Origin of the sequence: Pedobacter sp. AJM (assembly GCF_002197755.1) — a bacterium.
In the GTDB taxonomy this organism is placed as follows: Bacteria; Bacteroidota; Bacteroidia; order Sphingobacteriales; family Sphingobacteriaceae; genus Pedobacter.
Map to the genome: position 1 here is coordinate 423,957 of NZ_NHOT01000003.1, position 17,820 is coordinate 441,776.

The 17,820-nt window shown below is 40.5% G+C and carries 9 protein-coding genes; 8 read left to right on the forward strand and 1 reads right to left on the reverse strand.

Features of this window, described 5'->3' with window-relative positions; all coding sequences use genetic code 11:
• Positions 1–85: 85 nt before the first annotated feature.
• Positions 86–4,201: a two-component regulator propeller domain-containing protein gene (locus tag CBW18_RS07620; RefSeq protein ID WP_088300693.1), complete on the reverse strand. Its 4,116-nt coding sequence runs from the start codon at positions 4,199–4,201 to the stop codon at positions 86–88.
• 265 nt (positions 4,202–4,466) lie between these two features.
• Between CBW18_RS07620 and CBW18_RS07625 the strand changes: the two genes are divergently transcribed.
• The 8 genes from CBW18_RS07625 (at position 4,467) to CBW18_RS07660 (ending at position 17,555) form a co-directional block, all read left to right on the forward strand.
• Positions 4,467–4,802: a hypothetical protein gene (locus CBW18_RS07625; RefSeq protein WP_088300695.1), complete on the forward strand. Its 336-nt coding sequence runs from the start codon at positions 4,467–4,469 to the stop codon at positions 4,800–4,802.
• 150 nt (positions 4,803–4,952) lie between these two features.
• Complete coding sequence (locus tag CBW18_RS07630) at positions 4,953–5,957, forward strand: ABC transporter transmembrane domain-containing protein (protein ID WP_088301330.1); 1,005 nt, start codon at positions 4,953–4,955, stop codon at positions 5,955–5,957.
• A gap of 1 nt (position 5,958) precedes the next feature.
• Positions 5,959–7,314 carry an HlyD family secretion protein gene (locus CBW18_RS07635; protein WP_253248986.1) on the forward strand — a complete coding sequence of 452 codons (1,356 nt, stop codon included), beginning with the start codon at positions 5,959–5,961 and terminating at the stop codon, positions 7,312–7,314.
• Positions 7,315–7,328: 14 nt separating this feature from the next.
• Complete coding sequence (locus CBW18_RS07640) at positions 7,329–8,804, forward strand: TolC family protein (RefSeq protein ID WP_253248987.1); 1,476 nt, start codon at positions 7,329–7,331, stop codon at positions 8,802–8,804.
• A gap of 108 nt (positions 8,805–8,912) precedes the next feature.
• A complete protein-coding gene (locus tag CBW18_RS07645) occupies positions 8,913–9,725 on the forward strand; it encodes an MOSC domain-containing protein (RefSeq protein ID WP_088300699.1) in 813 nt (270 codons plus the stop codon).
• A 411-nt stretch (positions 9,726–10,136) separates the two neighbouring features.
• Entirely contained in the window at positions 10,137–11,636 is a 1,500-nt protein-coding gene (locus CBW18_RS07650; protein ID WP_088300701.1) for an acyl-CoA dehydrogenase family protein, read from the forward strand.
• Between the two features lie 728 nt (positions 11,637–12,364).
• The gene (locus CBW18_RS07655; RefSeq protein WP_172406470.1) at positions 12,365–15,544 is read left to right on the forward strand and encodes a TonB-dependent receptor; all 3,180 of its coding nucleotides are present in this window, start codon (positions 12,365–12,367) and stop codon (positions 15,542–15,544) included.
• Between the two features lie 10 nt (positions 15,545–15,554).
• Positions 15,555–17,555, forward strand: a complete 2,001-nt coding sequence (locus CBW18_RS07660) for a RagB/SusD family nutrient uptake outer membrane protein (protein WP_088301331.1) — start codon at positions 15,555–15,557, stop codon at positions 17,553–17,555.
• Positions 17,556–17,820 lie beyond the last annotated feature (265 nt).

Consider the following 17,820-nt stretch of genomic DNA (forward strand, 5'->3'; position numbering starts at 1 on the left):
CGTATGATACATCTTATGGAATAGTGTTAGCTTGACGAAGCGTTTTGGTAATTGGCGCTTCCAAAATGCTCAACATTCCTGAATACTAGGTTTTTATTTTTTTTAAACCCGGGCTGATGGACTTATTATTGGAAAAATTCTTCCGGTATTTTTTAATGTAATCTGATGGATTCATTTCGAATACTTTTTTAAACTGTTCCCTGAAATATTTGATATCACTCATCCCAACGGTATACATCGTTTCAAGTATGGTTTTATCTGTACTGATGAAAATTTCAGCAGCCTTCCTTAACCGGATGAAACGAATAAAACTACTGGATGAATGCCCTGAAACAGATTTAATCTTATTGAACAGGTTAGCCCTCGACATGCCAATTTCATCTGCCAGCATCTTGATGTTAAAGTTCGGATCTTCTATATGACGTTCCACGATACTGATGCAGTTTTTTAGAAAATCCTTGTATTCGGCAGAGATCTTGGAACTGCTTGGGTTTAGTGTAATCTCGCTATAAAAGTATTTTTGCAAACTATTTTTACTTTTTAGAATCCCGGCAACCCTGGCCATGAGCAATTCCTTATCAAAAGGTTTACTGATATAATCATCAGCACCAATCTCTACACCCTTCAGTTTAATTTCTGCCGATGTACTGGCGGTGAGTAAGATAATGGGGATATGGCAAATAGATTCATCTTCCTTTACAATACTACAGAGTTCTATTCCACCCATACCCTGCATCATCACATCACTGATTACGATATCCGGAAGAAACCCACGGATAATAGCTAAACCGCTTTCGCCATCATGGGCCTGATAAATTTGATATTGTTCTGAAAAAACCTGGCTGAGGTAATGCGCGATTTCTTCATTATCGTCTACAATCAGAATAGATTTCTTCTCCTGTATAATCATATCACTTAAAACCACATCTTTCTTTCTGACCGGCTCCGGGATCAGATCATCCTGACTAAGTTCTTTCAGGATCAGAGAGCTTTCCTGCCGGTCCGGAACAATGGACACAGGATTAATATGTTCATTCCCTTTTAATAATTTCAGGTGAAATGAAGTGCCCTCCCCTTCATTATTCTGACAGGAAATGGTTCCGCCATGCATGTCTATAAAATTCTTAACCAGGTACAAGCCAATTCCAAATCCGCTTCCTAAAGAGTGTTTTTTATCAGGCTCCTGGTAAAACCTGTTAAAAATTTTCTCTGTTGAATCTTCTGCGATGCCACAACCAGAATCCATAATTAAAATATCAACATGCTGATCTGCTTCATACAGTGATACTGTGATACGTCCGCCATCAGGCGTAAATTTGAAGGCATTTGATAATAAGTTGAAAATGGCAATTTCCAGTTTTTCCCGGTCAGCAAAAATTTCTGTTATTTCAGAAGCTGCTATAAATTCATACTGAATATTTTTTGTACGTGCCTGATGAGAAAAACATAGAAAAACTTCTTTCAGCAGGCCTGTGAGGTTTAAATGAGATACTTTTAAAGTATCACCCTGCGCATCAGCCTTTCTAAACAGCAATAACTGATCAACCAGGCTTAATAAACGCTTGGCATTTCTGTACACAATATTCATGCTGCTGGTATCAATATTTTGGTTATCCTGATAAAGCAATTCTTTCACCGGGTTAATGATTAAGGTTAGCGGCGTTCTAAATTCGTGTGATATATTGGTAAAAAAAGACAATTTACGCTCATTCAGCTCCTTTTCCTTTTCACTTTCAATATGTGCAATTTTGATTTCATACCTCAGTTTTTCCTGTTTTTTCCGGTAAGCAATAAAGCCATACACACTCAATCCGATTAGTCCGGCATACAGCAAAAAAGCCCACCAGGTAAGGTACCAGGGCGGATTAATCTTAATCGTAATGGAATAACCTTTATTATTCCAAACCCCGTCATTGTTAGATGCTTTCACCTCAAAACGGTATGTGCCCGGGTTTAGGTTGGTATAGGTGGCTTTTCGCTGGTGACCTACATAATTCCATTTTTGATCAAAACCCACCAATCGATATGCGTATTCATTTTTCCAGGAATAGGCATAGTTAAGGGCAACAAATTCTAAAGAAAAAACACTCTGATCATAGTTGAGGGTAATTTCTTTTGCCACATTCAGGTTCTCGTTTAAAGGACTTTCTGCGCCCGGAAGCACCGATTTATTAAATATCTGGAAATCGGTGAGGTAAACGGGTGGAGCCACATGGTTGAATCGGATTTGCTTCGGGTTAAAGGAAAAATAGCCTTTGTTACCGGCAACAAAAATAGAAGAACCCTGGTTTTTAATGGTGGAATTTACCAAAACGCCATCCGCCTCATCAAAGTTCCTTACTTTTTTGCTCAAAGGATCTAAACTCGAAATTCCATTTTCGGTAAGCACCCAAATTTTACCATCCGTATCTTCTGTAATGTCATTAAAAACATTGCTCGCAAATCCATTGGCTTTGGTGTACACTTCAATACCATTGCGCTTTGGCGAAAACTTATTCAAACCATCCTGCGTACACACCCACATGTTTTTTCTGGAATCGGCATGGATGGCTTTGATGATGTTGCTGCTTAACCCCTTACCATTGCCGTTTAAGGTTTCCAGTGCGCGAAAATGCTTGGTACGCAGGTTAAAAACATTAACGCCACCACCATAGGTTCCAATCCAGATTTCGCCATCAGGTGCCTTACAAAGCGTATAGGTATGATTATTGTTGATGGAATAAGGATTTTTAGGCTGATTGTAATAATGTTCAAATGTGTTTTTACGACGATCATAAATCTTGATTCCGGCATCGGTAGCCAAAATATAAACCCCGTCTTCCACTTCCAGAATATCTCTGAATACATCTTCATTAAACAAATTCCCAATCGCTGAATGATGAAAATGATGCGTAAAAGTATTGTGCTTCGGATCATAACTGTCGAAACCATTTTCAGTCAGTACCCATAAAATCCCTTTGCCATCAAAGTATAGCTTCAGGATTTCGTTGCTGGTGAGACTATTGGGATGGTCACTTTTTACAAAGGTTTTAATCCCCCCAGTTTGCTGATCAACTGCGAAAAGCCCGTTATTGGTGCCCAGCCACATCACACCATCACGGATAGCAATACTCTTAACATCACGATTCCCCAGAGGAAGTAAATTAATTTTAAATTTATATTGCTGATGATCTATTTTTCTAAGGCCGTTGCGCCCATTGAGCCAGATGATGCCATCACGATCCTGATAAGAATCGCCATAAGAATAATTTGGTACATCATTAATTTTCTCCCAGCGTTTCGACAGGGTATGATACCAGTAGAATCCATTATTTCCACCCACCAGCAAGAGGTCCTGACCAAGAGGCATCACGCTGAAAACGGAATAATTATCCCGATCCGGGATTTGTACTTTAGTAAACTGACCTGTTTCCGGATTGAAATTAAAAAGACCGTCCCAATAGGTACCCACCCAGATATGACCGTCGGTTGCATAAGCTAAGGCCCAAACATCGTTCGGATTTTTAGCTCCGGACTTCTGATTTTGAGCATAATTGGTGAATGCTTTCTTTTTTTTATCAAATCGATTCAAGCCTGCACTCCAGTTGCCCAGCCATAAATCACCATTTATATCTTCTATGATGGCGTTTACAGATTTTCCCTTCATACTTTTTTCAGATGCCGGATTGGGCTTATAAACGATAAAATCCTTTTTCGAAGCCACATACTGATTGAAACCATCATCTGTACCGAACCACATCTGGCCCTTTTTATCACATAATATGGACCATACTTTATTATGGCTTAAAGAACGGATATTATGATCATGGTGCAGAAAACGCGTAAAAGTTTCATTAAGTGGATCTAACAAGTTCAGGCCATCCATCGTGGCTACCCAGATTTTGCCCTGATGATCTTCTACAATGGCATTGATAAAATTATTAGAAATAGATGTACTATCGCCGGCATGGTTGGCAAACACTTTAAAAGTGTAACCATCAAAGCGGCACAATCCGTTTTCGGTACCTACCCAGATAAATCCACGTCGATCACGAAGGGTTGCCGTGGTATTTTTTGAAGGCAGGCCATCATTTGTACCATAGGTTTTCATCTCGCTCTTATTTTGCTTCGTGATGGCCGAAGCATTCATATACTGAGCGAAAGCACTATTATAGTTGGAAAAAAGAAAGCAGCATAAGATGACTGTTCTTATCAATTTCATTGTGATAATCTAAAATCTAAAATTTTAATGTAAAATAAGAGCCATCAAATAATTTACGAATATAAAGTTAAATGCATGATATTTAATTACCGCATGCAGATCATAACTTAAATAAGCACATCATTATGACCTAATGAATTGAAATGACAAAAAAAAATTGCTCCGATCTCATCTGGATTTTCATTAATTTGACGTTATTATGAGCAAAAATAATAACCTGCTGACTTCATAAAATTAGAAAGCACATATATTTGCATCTCTAAAAATGGAAGGATTAAGAAATAACTTGCTCAAACGATTTTTTGCCTTAACGCTATTAAGTGTTTTGCTGCTTAAAGTTTGTGCGTTCTCCATTTCCTGCTTCTCAGTCTCTGCGGATGCCTACTCAATAGAAAAAAATGCAGAAGAGAATAAAGACAAAGAGGGTGAAGCTTTCGAGAAAAACAAGAAGAAACTTCTGATTTACGAATCTTCCATGCTGGATACAGGTCATTTGTTTCTGAGCCTTCATACTCCGCAGCCTGAACAAGCTTATTATTTACAAATGGGTACCCATCCGCCCAAAACCGTGCCTACGCCTCCGCCTGATCATTTTTCTTAGGTAACGTCATTACTTTGATCTGAAAATCAGCCAGACTGATTTAACGCGTAAGTTTATGCATTTTCGATTGTCAGATCAGGATGATGTGCTTTTATCGCCGGTATGATTTACCTGCAATCTCCCATAGTTTATCCTTTAAGTAAAATATCCATGAAAAATCATCATGTTGCCGGTATGCCTACGCCCTGGCAAAGACTTATACGCCTGTTGTACTACGAACGCAGTACCATCAATTATATTTACATATATGCCATGTTGATTGGCCTCATTGGCCTGTCTCTGCCACTGGGCACCAGTGCCGTTTTCAATTTGTTATCAAATGGGGCCATGTACAGTTCCACCTATATTCTCATTGCTGTTATTTTAGCGGGTATAGTGGTGGGAGGGCTCCTGCTCATTGGTCAGCTAACATTAGTGGAGGTGATTGAGCAGAAAATTTTTGCCAGAACGGCGATAGAATTTGCCTTTCGCTTACCCCGCATTAAAAAGAAAGCACTGGAAGGTGAAAATCCTTCAGAACTGATTAACCGTTTTTTCGACATTTTAACCATTCAAAAAGGGCTTACCAAATTACTGGTTGATGTAGTTGCTGCTGCCGTACAGATTTTTTTTAGCGTCATTCTGCTATCTTTCTATCATCCGGTTTTTATGGCATTTGGCATGTTCGTCCTCATTGTAATCATCCTCGTACTCATTTTGTATTATCGCCGGGGTGTTCAAACCAGCATTGAGGAGTCAGAATATAAATATGAAGTAGCCGGTTACCTGGAAGAGATTGCTGCTGATTTAGATACCTACAGAAACAGTGCTGATAAAAGGAAAGAAATCATCAACAGAACAGATGAGATTACAGCCAATTATATCCAGGCCAGAAATGATCACTTTAGTGTTTTAAAGAAGTTTTTCATCAGTGCAGTAGCCATGCGTACCATTTTAATGGGTTCATTGCTGCTTTTGGGATCATATTTTGTAGTTGAAAGGCAAATGACTTTCGGCCAGTTTGTTGCGGCAGAAGTAATTATCGTTCAGATCAGCTATGCCATAGAAAAGTTAATGACCAATTTAAACACCGTGTTTGATATGGTAACCGGCAGTGAAAAGCTTGCCGTGGTTACTGATCTTGAACTGGAGGAAGGAGATTTAAGTCATGGGTAAAATGAGCAACAACCTTGCACAACTTAAAAACTGGCAGAAATTATCCGTTCATACCAACCGTAAAATTCTGGATGCGAAAGGGCCAAAACTACTGGGCAGGGTACTCCTCTTTATATTTATTTTCTTCGCCATTTTACTTTTCCTGCCTTTTCGGCAAACCATTCCGGGCCGGGGTACGGTTACTGCGCTCCGTCCGGAAGACCGGCCGCAAACTGTTCAAAACCAGATTGGTGGAAGGATAGAACACTGGGCTGTACGTGAAGGACAGGAAGTACAAAAAGGTGATACCATCCTGGTGATTTCAGAAACCAGCCAATCATATTTTGATCCTGAACTTCCTACCCGCTTAAATGAGCAGCTGGATGCGAAACGTGGAAGTGAAACCGCTGCATTGCAAAAGATAGACGCCACCAAGAGCCAGATGCGGGCCATGAATGATGGTTTACAATTTCAAATGAAGGCTGCAGAAAATAAAGTACGCCAGGCCAGAAATTACGTCAGCATTGACAGCGCAGAATTATTGGCCGTTCAGAAATTTTATGAAACCACCAGAACCAGGCTGGAACGCTACGAAACCGGTTACAAAAACGGACTTTTTTCGCTTACTGATATCGAAACCCGCAGACTGAAGCTGCAGGAGGATAATGCAAAAGTAATCGGTCAGCAAAATAAACTGAGCAATTCCACTCAAAACCTGCTTAATGCCAGCATCGAATTGGATAATATCCGGGCAAAATATCAGGAATCAATGGCAAAAGCACAGTCTGATATGAGCTCTGCCGTTTCCAGCAGGGCCAGTGCACAGGGCGATATTGCAAAATTAAGAAACGACATTTCCAACATCAGCATTCGCCGTGGCTTATACGTGGTAAGGGCGCCACAGAGTGGCTTTGTGGTAAAAACCCTTAAAGCAGGGATTGGGGAAAACATTAAAGAAGGTGAATCTGTAGCCACATTACAACCAAAATCACCTTTAGTGGCGGCAGAACTTTATGTGAGTGCCATGGATGTACCTCTGATTTTAGACACCAGCGATGTCCGTTTACAATTTGAAGGCTGGCCATCGGTTCAGTTTTCTGGCTGGCCATCAGTTGCCGTAGGTACCTTTGCCGGAAAAGTTTCTTCCATTGACCGGGTGAGCAGCACCGGCGGAAAATATCGCTTATTGATTAGTCAAACCAATCCCGTTCCGTCAAAAGATGAACCATGGCCGGTACAACTTCGCCAGGGTTCTGGCGTTTATGGACGTATTATTTTAAGATCAGTACCGCTGTGGTACGAGATCTGGCGGCAGCTTAACGGTTTCCCGCCAAGTCTGGAAAAAGAGCCTTCAGCAAGTAGTAAAGAAAAAACATAACGGTGAAGACTAATATGAAAAATGATTTTAAAGCATGCCTGATTATTTTAATGCTCTTGCGCTCACTGTTTACAGCACAACCTGCACTGGCACAAAGTGCCGCTATAGTTAGGGCTGAAGCAGACAGCACCAAAGTTTTTTCAGTTGACGACCTCCAGATGCTGGTGTTCAGGTATCATCCCATTGTTAAGCAAGCTGCTTTGCTTAGCGAATCGGCACGGGCGAATGTATTACAGTCGCTTGGCTATTTTGATCCTGCACTTAAAGCCGGTTTCGCCAGGAAACTTTTTGGTAACACTGAATATTATAATAAATGGAACAGTGAACTGAAAATACCGCTCTGGCTGGCTGGTGCCGATTTAAAAATTGGCTATGATCGCAATGTGGGCACCTATGTGAATTCGGAAGGCCGTACCAATTCGCAGGGTTTATCTGCCATAGGGCTGAGTATTCCTTTAGGACAGGGATTGGTGATTGATGCCCGCAGAAATACCCTCCGTCAATCAAAAATTATGGTGCAATATGCAGAAGCAGAACAGCTGAAACAGATTAACGCCGTATGGTATAGTGCAGTAAAAGATTACTGGAACTGGTATTATACCTATAAGCAATTTAATTTAATTACCGAAGGCGTAGAACTGGCTCAGCGAAGATTTACGGCCATGAGCAGGCAAACCATCATTGGTGATAAACCGGCAATTGATTCGGTGGAGGCTTATATTACCGTACAGGAAAGGATTATTCAAAAGGAAAAAATGAAAATTGAGCTGCAAAATGCACAGCTGGTGTTATCCAATCACCTCTGGAGTGAAGATAGCAATCCACTGGAACTGCCTGCTGATGCAGTACCCCAACAGGTTAATCCGGCTGCAGCGAAACCTAACCCGCTGGTTTTGGATACACTGCTTGGTCAGGCCGCCAGCCAGCACCCCGAACTGTTAAAACTAAGAAGCAAAGGCGAGCAACTGGCAGTTGAACGGAGCTACCGGCAGGAACTTTTAAAGCCCAAACTAAATGTTACCGGGAATCTGCTTTCGAACAGGACTGATTTTAACAGTTTTATTCCTGGCGATTATGATTTTAACTGGAGCAATTACAAAGTTGGGATAGAATTTTCCTTTCCGCTTTTCCTCCGGTCTGAACGGGGTAAGCTCAGGGAAGTAAAAATTAAACAGCAGGAACTCAACTATGATATTCAGCAATATGGAAGAACCATCAGAAATGACATCAATGCAGCATATAATGATTTATCAGCCTATGCTGCGCAACTGGCTGTTCAGATTAAAAGTGTGCAGAATCAGCAAATACTCGTAACAGGTGAAAACCAAAAATTTAACCTTGGAGAAAGTACACTTTTTTTAATCAACAGCCGAGAAACGAAGTTAATCGACATGAAAATTAAACAGGAAAGTATGATTTCGGGTTATCAGAAAACGCTTGCAGAACTTTATTATAAGGCCGGAACCAGGCAGGATGTCCGCTTAAATTAACCTGTGGTAAAAGGATAAAAAACTTCTGCATCAAGCATTAGAAACGATGAGCGGATTTTTTTTATCCCAGTTTAAAAAGCAGGCAGGTTATTTCATTATATTTATCGGATGAATCCATTTCAGCTGACCGACATCTATATTTACCCCATAAAATCACTTGGCGGAATCAGGGTGGCACAAGCTTTAATGGAAGATGAGGGGCTTCAGTACGACAGGCGCTGGATGTTAGTTGATCATGAAGGAACCTTTGTTACCCAACGCAAACATACACTGCTATCGCTGTTGCAGGTGCATATCGAAGATGATCGGCTATATGTCAGCCATAAACTGAAGGAGAACCTTAAGATCTCTTTTCAACTGGATGAAACTACCGGTAAGCGTATCGAAGTAAGGGTTTGGGATGACGCTGCAGTTGGTTTAGAGGTGAGCAAATCTGTTAATGACTGGTTTACGGCGTACCTGCAATTTGAGGTCAGATTGGTGCGGATGTCTGAAGATGATAAGATCCTGGTAGATCCAAGGTATGCTGCAAACGGAGAGGTTAAAAGTTTTTCAGATGGTTACCCTAGCCTCCTTATTGGCCAGTCTTCATTGGATGCACTGAATGAAAAATTAACGGAACCGGTCAAGATGAATCGCTTCAGACCAAACCTGGTTTTTTCAGGTGGCAAAGCGCATATAGAAGATGATTTTAAAACTTTTTCTTTGGGTAATGTGCTTTTCACAGCCGTAAAACCCTGTGCCAGGTGTGTGTTGATTACCGTCAACCAGGAAACCGGAATTCAGGGAAAAGAACCATTAAAAACATTGGCTGGTTATCGAACATTCAATCAAAAAATCATGTTTGGCCAAAACCTCCTCCATAAAGGTACCGGCATCATTCATGTTGGCGATGAACTTAAGATAGAAAGCTGGAAATAACATGCGTTAGATGATGATTGATTTTCTTCATTACAGGTATTCGGCCAACATGCTTAAGCAGCGAAATCAGATTGGCATTTCCCCCCTTCAAAGGTTACCACAAAGGCAGCATGGTTAAAAATTAAAACTATTTGTACCGTGCGAACGTATATCATTAATCTTACAGACATTTATAATTTGATAAAAACCTATTTAATTAGAAAGATTCTAAATAATTATCAGCATTTTTGATAGATTTTTACTTCAATTATATTAAGATATGTAAAACTTATTTAACTACATTGCCCTTCAATGGCTAAGCCCGGGCTAAGTAATGATTAGCAAATAATAATGAACCTGAAAGATAACGGATATATTAATAAGAGTAAATCTGTTATAACATCTATAAATGAGCTTAACGAAGCATAAATAATGAATAATTTTAACCAGGAGTTTCCGGAATTTTTAAAAACATTTGAACAAAATCTAAAACATCTCTTTCAGGAAAAACATAATATTGATCAGCTAAGTCTGCAAAGAGGCCTTCCTCCGGAATTGCTGACAGAAATCATGGATCATGTTCCTTTATCAGTAGCCGTTCCATCAGCATTTGGAGGCAGAGGATGTAAGGTTAAAGAATGTCTCGGCATCCTGTCTGCAGCTTCCTATGAATCACTATCACTTTCTTTAACTTTTGGAATCAATATCGCCTTATTTTTAGAACCTGTGGCCAAATATGGGGATGATGAGATAAAAAAGGGAATATTCGATAAGTTTTTGAAAGCACAAAACATGGGTGGTTTAATGATCACTGAACCTAATTTTGGAAGTGATGCATTGAATATGCGCACTACGAGTAAAGAAACTGAAAGCGGTTATAAAATTAAAGGGACAAAACATTGGCAGGGACTTACCGGAATGGCCAATTACTGGATTGTAGCAGCCAGAAACGAAGGTGCCGACGGTTCATTAGCACGGGATATCGATTTTTTTGTATGTGAGGATGCTATTGCAGCACAACAGATTCATGTAGAAGAATATTATGATAATGCCGGTTTATATCTGATTCCTTATGGATTGAACCAACTGGACCTTACCGTACCTAAAAACCAAAGGCTTAAACCTGAAACGACAGGCATTAAAATGATGCTGGATATTCTGCACCGAAGCAGAATGCAGTTTCCAGGAATGGGAATGGGCTTTATTAAACGCATGCTGGATGAAGCTTATCACCAATGTGATAACCGAAAGGTTGGTGTGGGTAATTTGCTTGGCATGGATAATGTGAAGTTTCAGATTTCCAGGTTGCAGGCAGCTTATACCATTTGTTCTGCCATGTGTGCTAAGAGTTCAGCCATTAGTGGTATAGAAAACAATTTAGCTACCGAAGGATTAGAAGCCAATACCATGAAAACTGTAGTAACCGATTTGATGCAGGAAAGTGCACAATTATTGGTGCAGTTATCCGGTGCAAAAGGTTATCGCACCAGCCACATCGGTGGAAGAGGAATTATGGATAGCCGCCCTTTCCAGATCTTTGAAGGTTCCAATGAAATGCTTTACGCACAAATTGGCGAAATGATTATCAAAGGCATGAAAAAGCAAAAACAGCCTCAGCTTTATCAGTACCTGAAAGAATTTCCACTAACAGTAAAATCTACTGATTATTTCAAAGCAGAACTTTCGTTCTCACCAGATGAACAACTGGCGCAAAGAAAACTGGTTGACCTCGGCAGAATCGTAGCCAGAATCATTTGTGTAGGCTATGTTATTGAGCTTGCAGAAAAAGGATTCAGAAAAGAACTGGTAGAGAATTGCATCATCATGCTGCAACAGGAAGTGGCGAGTTTAATCACTTCCCTCCGATTTAACAATAAGGTGGTAGAGGTTAGTGATTACCATATGGACAGTTTATGGCTTGATTTTGCATAATCACATATCAAAAACACAGCATAGGAATTGATTTTCCTGAATAGAAAATACAAGTCGTAGCCTTCCACTACGACTTTTTGCTTTTGGTGAGGGGTGATATGCCCCCTATCCGCCTATAGCCCACTTTTCCCCTTGAAGCGAAAGGCCTAAAAAAACCATTTCTCGAAATTCTATGGCGATCGCAATTCCCCTCCTTTGGAGGTTTGCCTAAAGTGTGAGGTGGTTAATCCTATCCTCAAATTGGCATCATTAAACTTGAAAGCAAAGGCTTTGAAAAAATTCATTTGTTTATATTTCACCGTTAGCAGGATAGATCAGGATGGGTTAACAAAATAAAAGTCATAACCTCGTAACTACAATTAACCAGATATATTCTAAACGCTAAAAAAACCAATGATAAGTGGTTATGAAACAATTTTGTATTGAAATCAATTCAAAATGAGTTGCCTGATCTCAAAAAAAGAAAAACAACCAGACCAAGACTATTTCCTGCCTTAAAAATCAGTATCGGAAATCTTTTATCACAATTAATTTACAAAGAAAAATTGATCAGGGATAGCCATGATTCTTAATGGTTTTATGGCTGAAATAATTTTCACTACATGATTCAGGCAGGCTTAAACTTAGCCTAGCCAGAAAAAAAAATACCATACTAACTAAATATATCTAACCAATAATTAAAAATTATGTATTTCACTTTACATTCAAAGCCACATTACCGGCAAAATATGTCTGGAAGTAAAAAATTCCTGATTATGGGAATCTCTGCCCTTTCGCTGATGATAACGGGCAATTCGGCGCAGGCAGCCATCACCTATAAAACGGAATCGCTCACCATTAAAAAAGGGAAGAATTTCGATGATCCAGTAAAAGGAAAAATCACTGATGATAAGGGTGCCACGCTGGTAGGCGTAATCGTTAAGCTCAAAAATACCACTTTAGTTACCACAACCGATGCAAATGGTGCATTCTCCATTACCATCCCTTCAGGCACTTCCAACCCTGTTCTGGTGATATCATATGTGGGATATACCACTCAGGAAGTTCCGGTAAACGGCCAGGCAAATATGACCATTCAGATTAAAAGTGCTATTAATGACCTGGAAGAAATTGTAGTGGTAGGTTACAACACGGTGAAGAAAAGTGATTTAACCGGAGCGGTGGTAAGTGTTGGCGCAGAAGAAATCAGATCCAGACCGGTAACCAACGCTTTGCAAGCCATTCAAGGTAAGGCTGCAGGTGTTGATATTACTTCGAATGAGCGTCCGGGGCAATTGGGAAGCATCCTGATTCGTGGTGTGAGATCACTAACGGCCAGCAATTCTCCTTTATATGTGGTGGATGGAATTCCTTTACAAGCAGGTGGCATAGATGCAATTAATCCGAATGATATTGAAACGATTGATATCCTGAAGGATGCATCAGCAACAGCAATTTATGGATCGCGTGGTGCCAACGGTGTAGTTTTAGTGACGACCAAAAAAGGTAAAGCCGGAAGGTTAACATTGGATTATGTAGGTACCGCAACCATCGAAACCCTGAATGACCGAATGGACATGATGAATTCTGGTGAGTACATTGAATTTCGCCGCGATGCTTATCGCCGCACGGCATATTTAAACTCCATAAACGGCACCAATATACAACCCATTTATGCCTATCCGGTGATTGCAACCCAGGCTGCCGATAGAGAGATTTTCAAACAAGATCCCAATATGCTGACCAATCTGGATAAAGGCTGGGTAAATGGCGTGTTTGATGGCAGTTTAGTGCCCACAACCGATTGGGGCGATCTGGTAACCCGAACTGGCGTTACACAAGATCATGTATTGAGTGTAAGTGGTGGCACAGATAAAATTAAAGCTTATGGATCTTTTGGTTACTTAAATCAAACTGGTACGCAACTGGGGCAGGATTTTGAAAGATACAGCGGCAAACTAAGTGTCGAAATAAACCCGATAAAGTGGTTTAGAATGGGTGCAAATCTTACTGCAACCTATGGTTTACAAAACTATGGCTTCCAGGCCGCCAGTGCATCAGGGGCAGGAAATATTTATGCCGCCGCACGCGGCATGCTTCCATTAACTATTCCATTTGATGCCAATGGCAACAGAATTAATTTGCCTGGCGGAGACATTAACATCCAGAATCCAGTTTTAGAAGCCGATTACAACATCAACCTTCGTAAAACTTTAAGAACGCTGGGCTCTGTTTTTGCTGAGGTTAATTTATTGAAGGGCTTAAAATACCGCATCAATTTTGGTCCTGATTTTTCGAATTTTTACAATGGCAGGTTTCAGGACGCCAAGTCGGTTAATCGTGATGCTGGTGTACCGGGATCCATCAACAACTATGCGCAGCTAAATCAGAGCAATCGGTTTGCCTACACCTTGGATCACTTGTTATATTATGATAAAACCATTAATAAGCACAATTTCGGCGTAACCTTATTACAAAGTTCCTCCTCCTTCCGTGAAGAATCTTCCTCTTTAACCGGAAGCAAGATCTCCTTACCCAATTCACTTTGGTATGGTTTAAATACCGGAAACATTACAGGCTTAGATGCCTTTGACACCAACTTAAGAAAATCAACTCTGGTTTCATACATGGCCAGAGCCAACTACAGTTTCAACAGCAAATACCTGTTAACGGCATCAGCACGCTGGGATGGCGCATCGCAACTCGCGGCAGGAAACAAATGGGATTTCTTCCCTTCAGCGGCATTGGCCTGGAGACTGGAGCAGGAAGATTTCATGAAAAATATTAAATGGGTAGATCAATTAAAACTGAGATTGGGCGTAGGTAGCACCGGCAACTCATCAGTAGATATTGGCAGCACCCTCGGATTGTTACAACCCTTAACTTATACTTATGGCAGTTCAGCCCAAACCGGCTACGTTTCATCAGATGCCTCATTGGCCAACCCGATTCCATTACCAAATAAATTGTTAAGCTGGGAAAAAACCTTACAATACAATTTAGGTTTGGATTTTGATATCTTAAAAGGAAGAATCAGCGGATCATTGGATATTTATAAATCTAAAACCACAGACCTTATCCTACTCAAAAAAATCGCCTCTGTTAATGGTTATACTACTTCTTACGATAATATTGGTTCAACCAAAAACAAAGGTCTTGATTTGACCTTAAATACCGTGAATATCAAAACCAAAGATTTCACCTGGGAATCTACACTGAATTTCTCTACCAGTAAAGATGAAATTGTTAAGTTAGACAATGGCGATATGGTTATTGATCGTTTCTTTATCGGGCAAAGAAATGGCGTGGCCTATGATTTTGTGAAAGAAGGCATCTGGCAGAATACGCCGGAAGATTTGGCCGAAATTGCGAAATATAAACAAAATGGAGTTACGTTTAGTCCCGGAAGCATTAAGGTTAAAGATTTAAATGGCGATTATAAAATAGATGCCAACAATGACCGTCAGATTTTGGGCCATTACAATCCAAGCTGGACGGGTGGTTTAACCAATACCTTTGGCTACAAGCAATTTGACCTATCCATTTTTATTGTTGCACGTTATAATTTCCTGATTCAAACCGGAGCAGAAGCACTTCAGGGCCGTTTCGCACAAAGGGTTGTAGATTACTGGACGCCAACTAACCCCACAAATGCTTATCCGGCACCCAATTATGCCAGTGCCAGCGGAGATCAATATGTAAGTGCCTTAAACTATCAGGATGCTTCCTTTATTAAAATCAGGAATATCTCGCTGGGTTATAACTTTGCATCAGAGATGGCTAAAAAATTAACCTTATCCCGGTTAAGGATTTATGCACAGGCCATTAATCCGGGTTTAATTTATTCAAAAGTGAAATGGATTGATCCGGATTTAGGGGGTTCTACTTTTAACAGAGGATTTGTTTTCGGCATTAATGCTAGCTTCTAACCAAAATAACATGAAAAAGATTATCAATATATTATCAGGAATGGCCCTGTTAAGCGGGTTAATGATTTTACCAACCTCCTGCAAAAAAAGCTTTTTAGATGAAGAGGTCATCAATTCACACAATACCTCCGATTTTCAAACCGCATTAGGCCTTGATGGCTTAGTGATCGGGATGTACCAGAGTTTAAAGTTTCATTTCAACTATACCTGGGCTTACACCACCACCAATTATGGTGTAGATGAATTTACGGTTGGCGGAGACCGCACAGAACAAATGTTTAACTCTTACGATGGAAATTTCAACTCCCTTTCCGGCGATGTGGCAGCCGTTTGGGATAATATGTATGGCAGCATCAACTCGGCTAATATTGTTATTAAAAATGTGCCGGTTTACTACGACGGTGCCAATAAAAATACCCGTTTGGGTGAAGGCTATTTTATGCGTGCCTTTGATTATTTCAAACTTGTTAAACAGTTTGGTGCAGTGCCCTTAAAACTTGAACCTTCTGAAGTTATTCAGGAAGAATTTACTAGAAGCCCGGCAAAAGATGTTTATGCCCAGATTATACTGGATTTTACAAAAGCCTATGATCTGTTGCCTGCCACCGTTACGGAAACCGGCAGAATTTCAAAAGGGGCAGCCGCACATTTTTTAGCAAAAGCATACCTTTTCCGTGCCAGTGAAATTAACAATGCCTGGAACAGCGACACCAAAACAGCCGATTTACAAAATGCCATTAAATATGCCGACCTGGTGATCAACAGTGGTAGTTATACACTTGCCACGAATTTCAGTGATTTATGGAACTTCACTACGGTGGATGGAGCCAATGAAACCAACAGGGAAGTGATTTTGGCTGCGCAATTTTCCAATAACATTACCACGCAGGGCCGTTATGGCAATCAGATCCATTTATATTATCCGTCCGTGTATCAAACACTTCCGGGCATGGTACGTGACCTTGCTGGTGGACGTGAATTTCAGCGATTAAAATCTACAGATTATGCTTTGGATGTTTTTGACCGGGTAAATGATTCCAGATTCTGGAAAAGCTTTAAAACAAGATATGTATCCAATAATCCGGCGAGTGCACCAAAATGGACCGCTGCAACAGCACCTACGCCTGCCCAGGTGGGCCAGGCTAAATTTGCCGGAGGAGAAGAAGCTGTTTTGTATATTGTGAATGATGCTGGTGATACACGATACACTCCACTTGTTGCCAATGCCAATAACCCGCTTCCAACTGACATTGGTCGACGCAAACCAAGTATGTTTGTGCGGTATTTTGCGGGCCAGCCACAGAGCTATTTAAATGCACATGGCAACTACGGTGTGAGCCAGTTTGTAGCTTTATCTAAATTTATGGATGGATCCAGGAATCTGGTGGCTTCTCAATTTGGACAGCGGGATGGTATTCTGGCCCGTTTAGCCGAAACCTATCTCATTGCAGCGGAAGCTTACGGACGGTTGGGCCAGTATGCACAAGCCCTTCCTTATTTAAATAAAGTAAGAGACCGCGCTGCTTATAAAGATGGTGAAAACCGGGAGAGTTATGTTGACGGAGGCATTTCATATAAAACAAATCCGGCTACAAATGCTACAGCCCTTTCATCCTATTCAGATAAAAACACCTATTTTGAATCGAATAACATTCCGGTTACCTCTGCCAGTACCTTAACTTCCATGCACTTAAACAGTGATGGAGATATCTTTAATTCTAACAGAGATTTTTTTGATAAAATCGGGGCAATTGCTCAGAGCGATAAATTTATTGCCTTCGTATTAAATGAACGATCGAGAGAATTAATGGGTGAGCTTCAGCGATGGGAAGATCTGGCCCGTACCAAAACATTGGTGGCCCGAACAGCTGCATTTAACAGTGAAGCGAAACCGATTGAAGGTAAACATTATTTAAGGCCGGTTCCGCAGTCGTTTCTGGATGTGATTAAAAACAACGGAAGTGCACTAAGCCCTGCGGAAAAGCAGGCCATGCAAAATCCGGGCTGGTAATTCAAATACACTTTGTTTAGTTGATAGGGAGTATTATTGATTTGAAATGCGGGTTAATACTCAGACTTCATCTACTGGTTGGTGTCTCACCAACCAGTTTGAATGTATTAATCATTTTTTTTCGGTTGGTGAGACATCAACCGATAGCATTCTTGATACGCTCTGACTATTTTTCATCTACTGGTTGGTGTCTCGCCAACCAGTTTAAATGTATTAATCATTTTTTTTCGGTTAGTGAGACATCAACCGATAGCATTCTTGATAC

Excerpts from the sequence above, each read along its gene's own strand:
- CBW18_RS07625 (WP_088300695.1), top strand. The coding sequence starts at position 4,467 with ATGGAAGGATTAAGAAATAACTTGCTCAAACGATTTTTTGCCTTAACG.
- CBW18_RS07655 (WP_172406470.1), top strand. The coding sequence starts at position 12,365 with ATGTCTGGAAGTAAAAAATTCCTGATTATGGGAATCTCTGCCCTTTCG.
- CBW18_RS07635 (WP_253248986.1), top strand. The coding sequence starts at position 5,959 with ATGAGCAACAACCTTGCACAACTTAAAAACTGGCAGAAATTATCCGTT.
- CBW18_RS07640 (WP_253248987.1), top strand. The coding sequence starts at position 7,329 with ATGAAAAATGATTTTAAAGCATGCCTGATTATTTTAATGCTCTTGCGC.
- CBW18_RS07650 (WP_088300701.1), top strand. The coding sequence starts at position 10,137 with ATGAATAATTTTAACCAGGAGTTTCCGGAATTTTTAAAAACATTTGAA.
- CBW18_RS07630 (WP_088301330.1), top strand. The coding sequence starts at position 4,953 with ATGAAAAATCATCATGTTGCCGGTATGCCTACGCCCTGGCAAAGACTT.
- CBW18_RS07660 (WP_088301331.1), top strand. The coding sequence starts at position 15,555 with ATGAAAAAGATTATCAATATATTATCAGGAATGGCCCTGTTAAGCGGG.
- CBW18_RS07645 (WP_088300699.1), top strand. The coding sequence starts at position 8,913 with ATGAATCCATTTCAGCTGACCGACATCTATATTTACCCCATAAAATCA.
- CBW18_RS07620 (WP_088300693.1), bottom strand. The coding sequence starts at position 4,201 with ATGAAATTGATAAGAACAGTCATCTTATGCTGCTTTCTTTTTTCCAAC.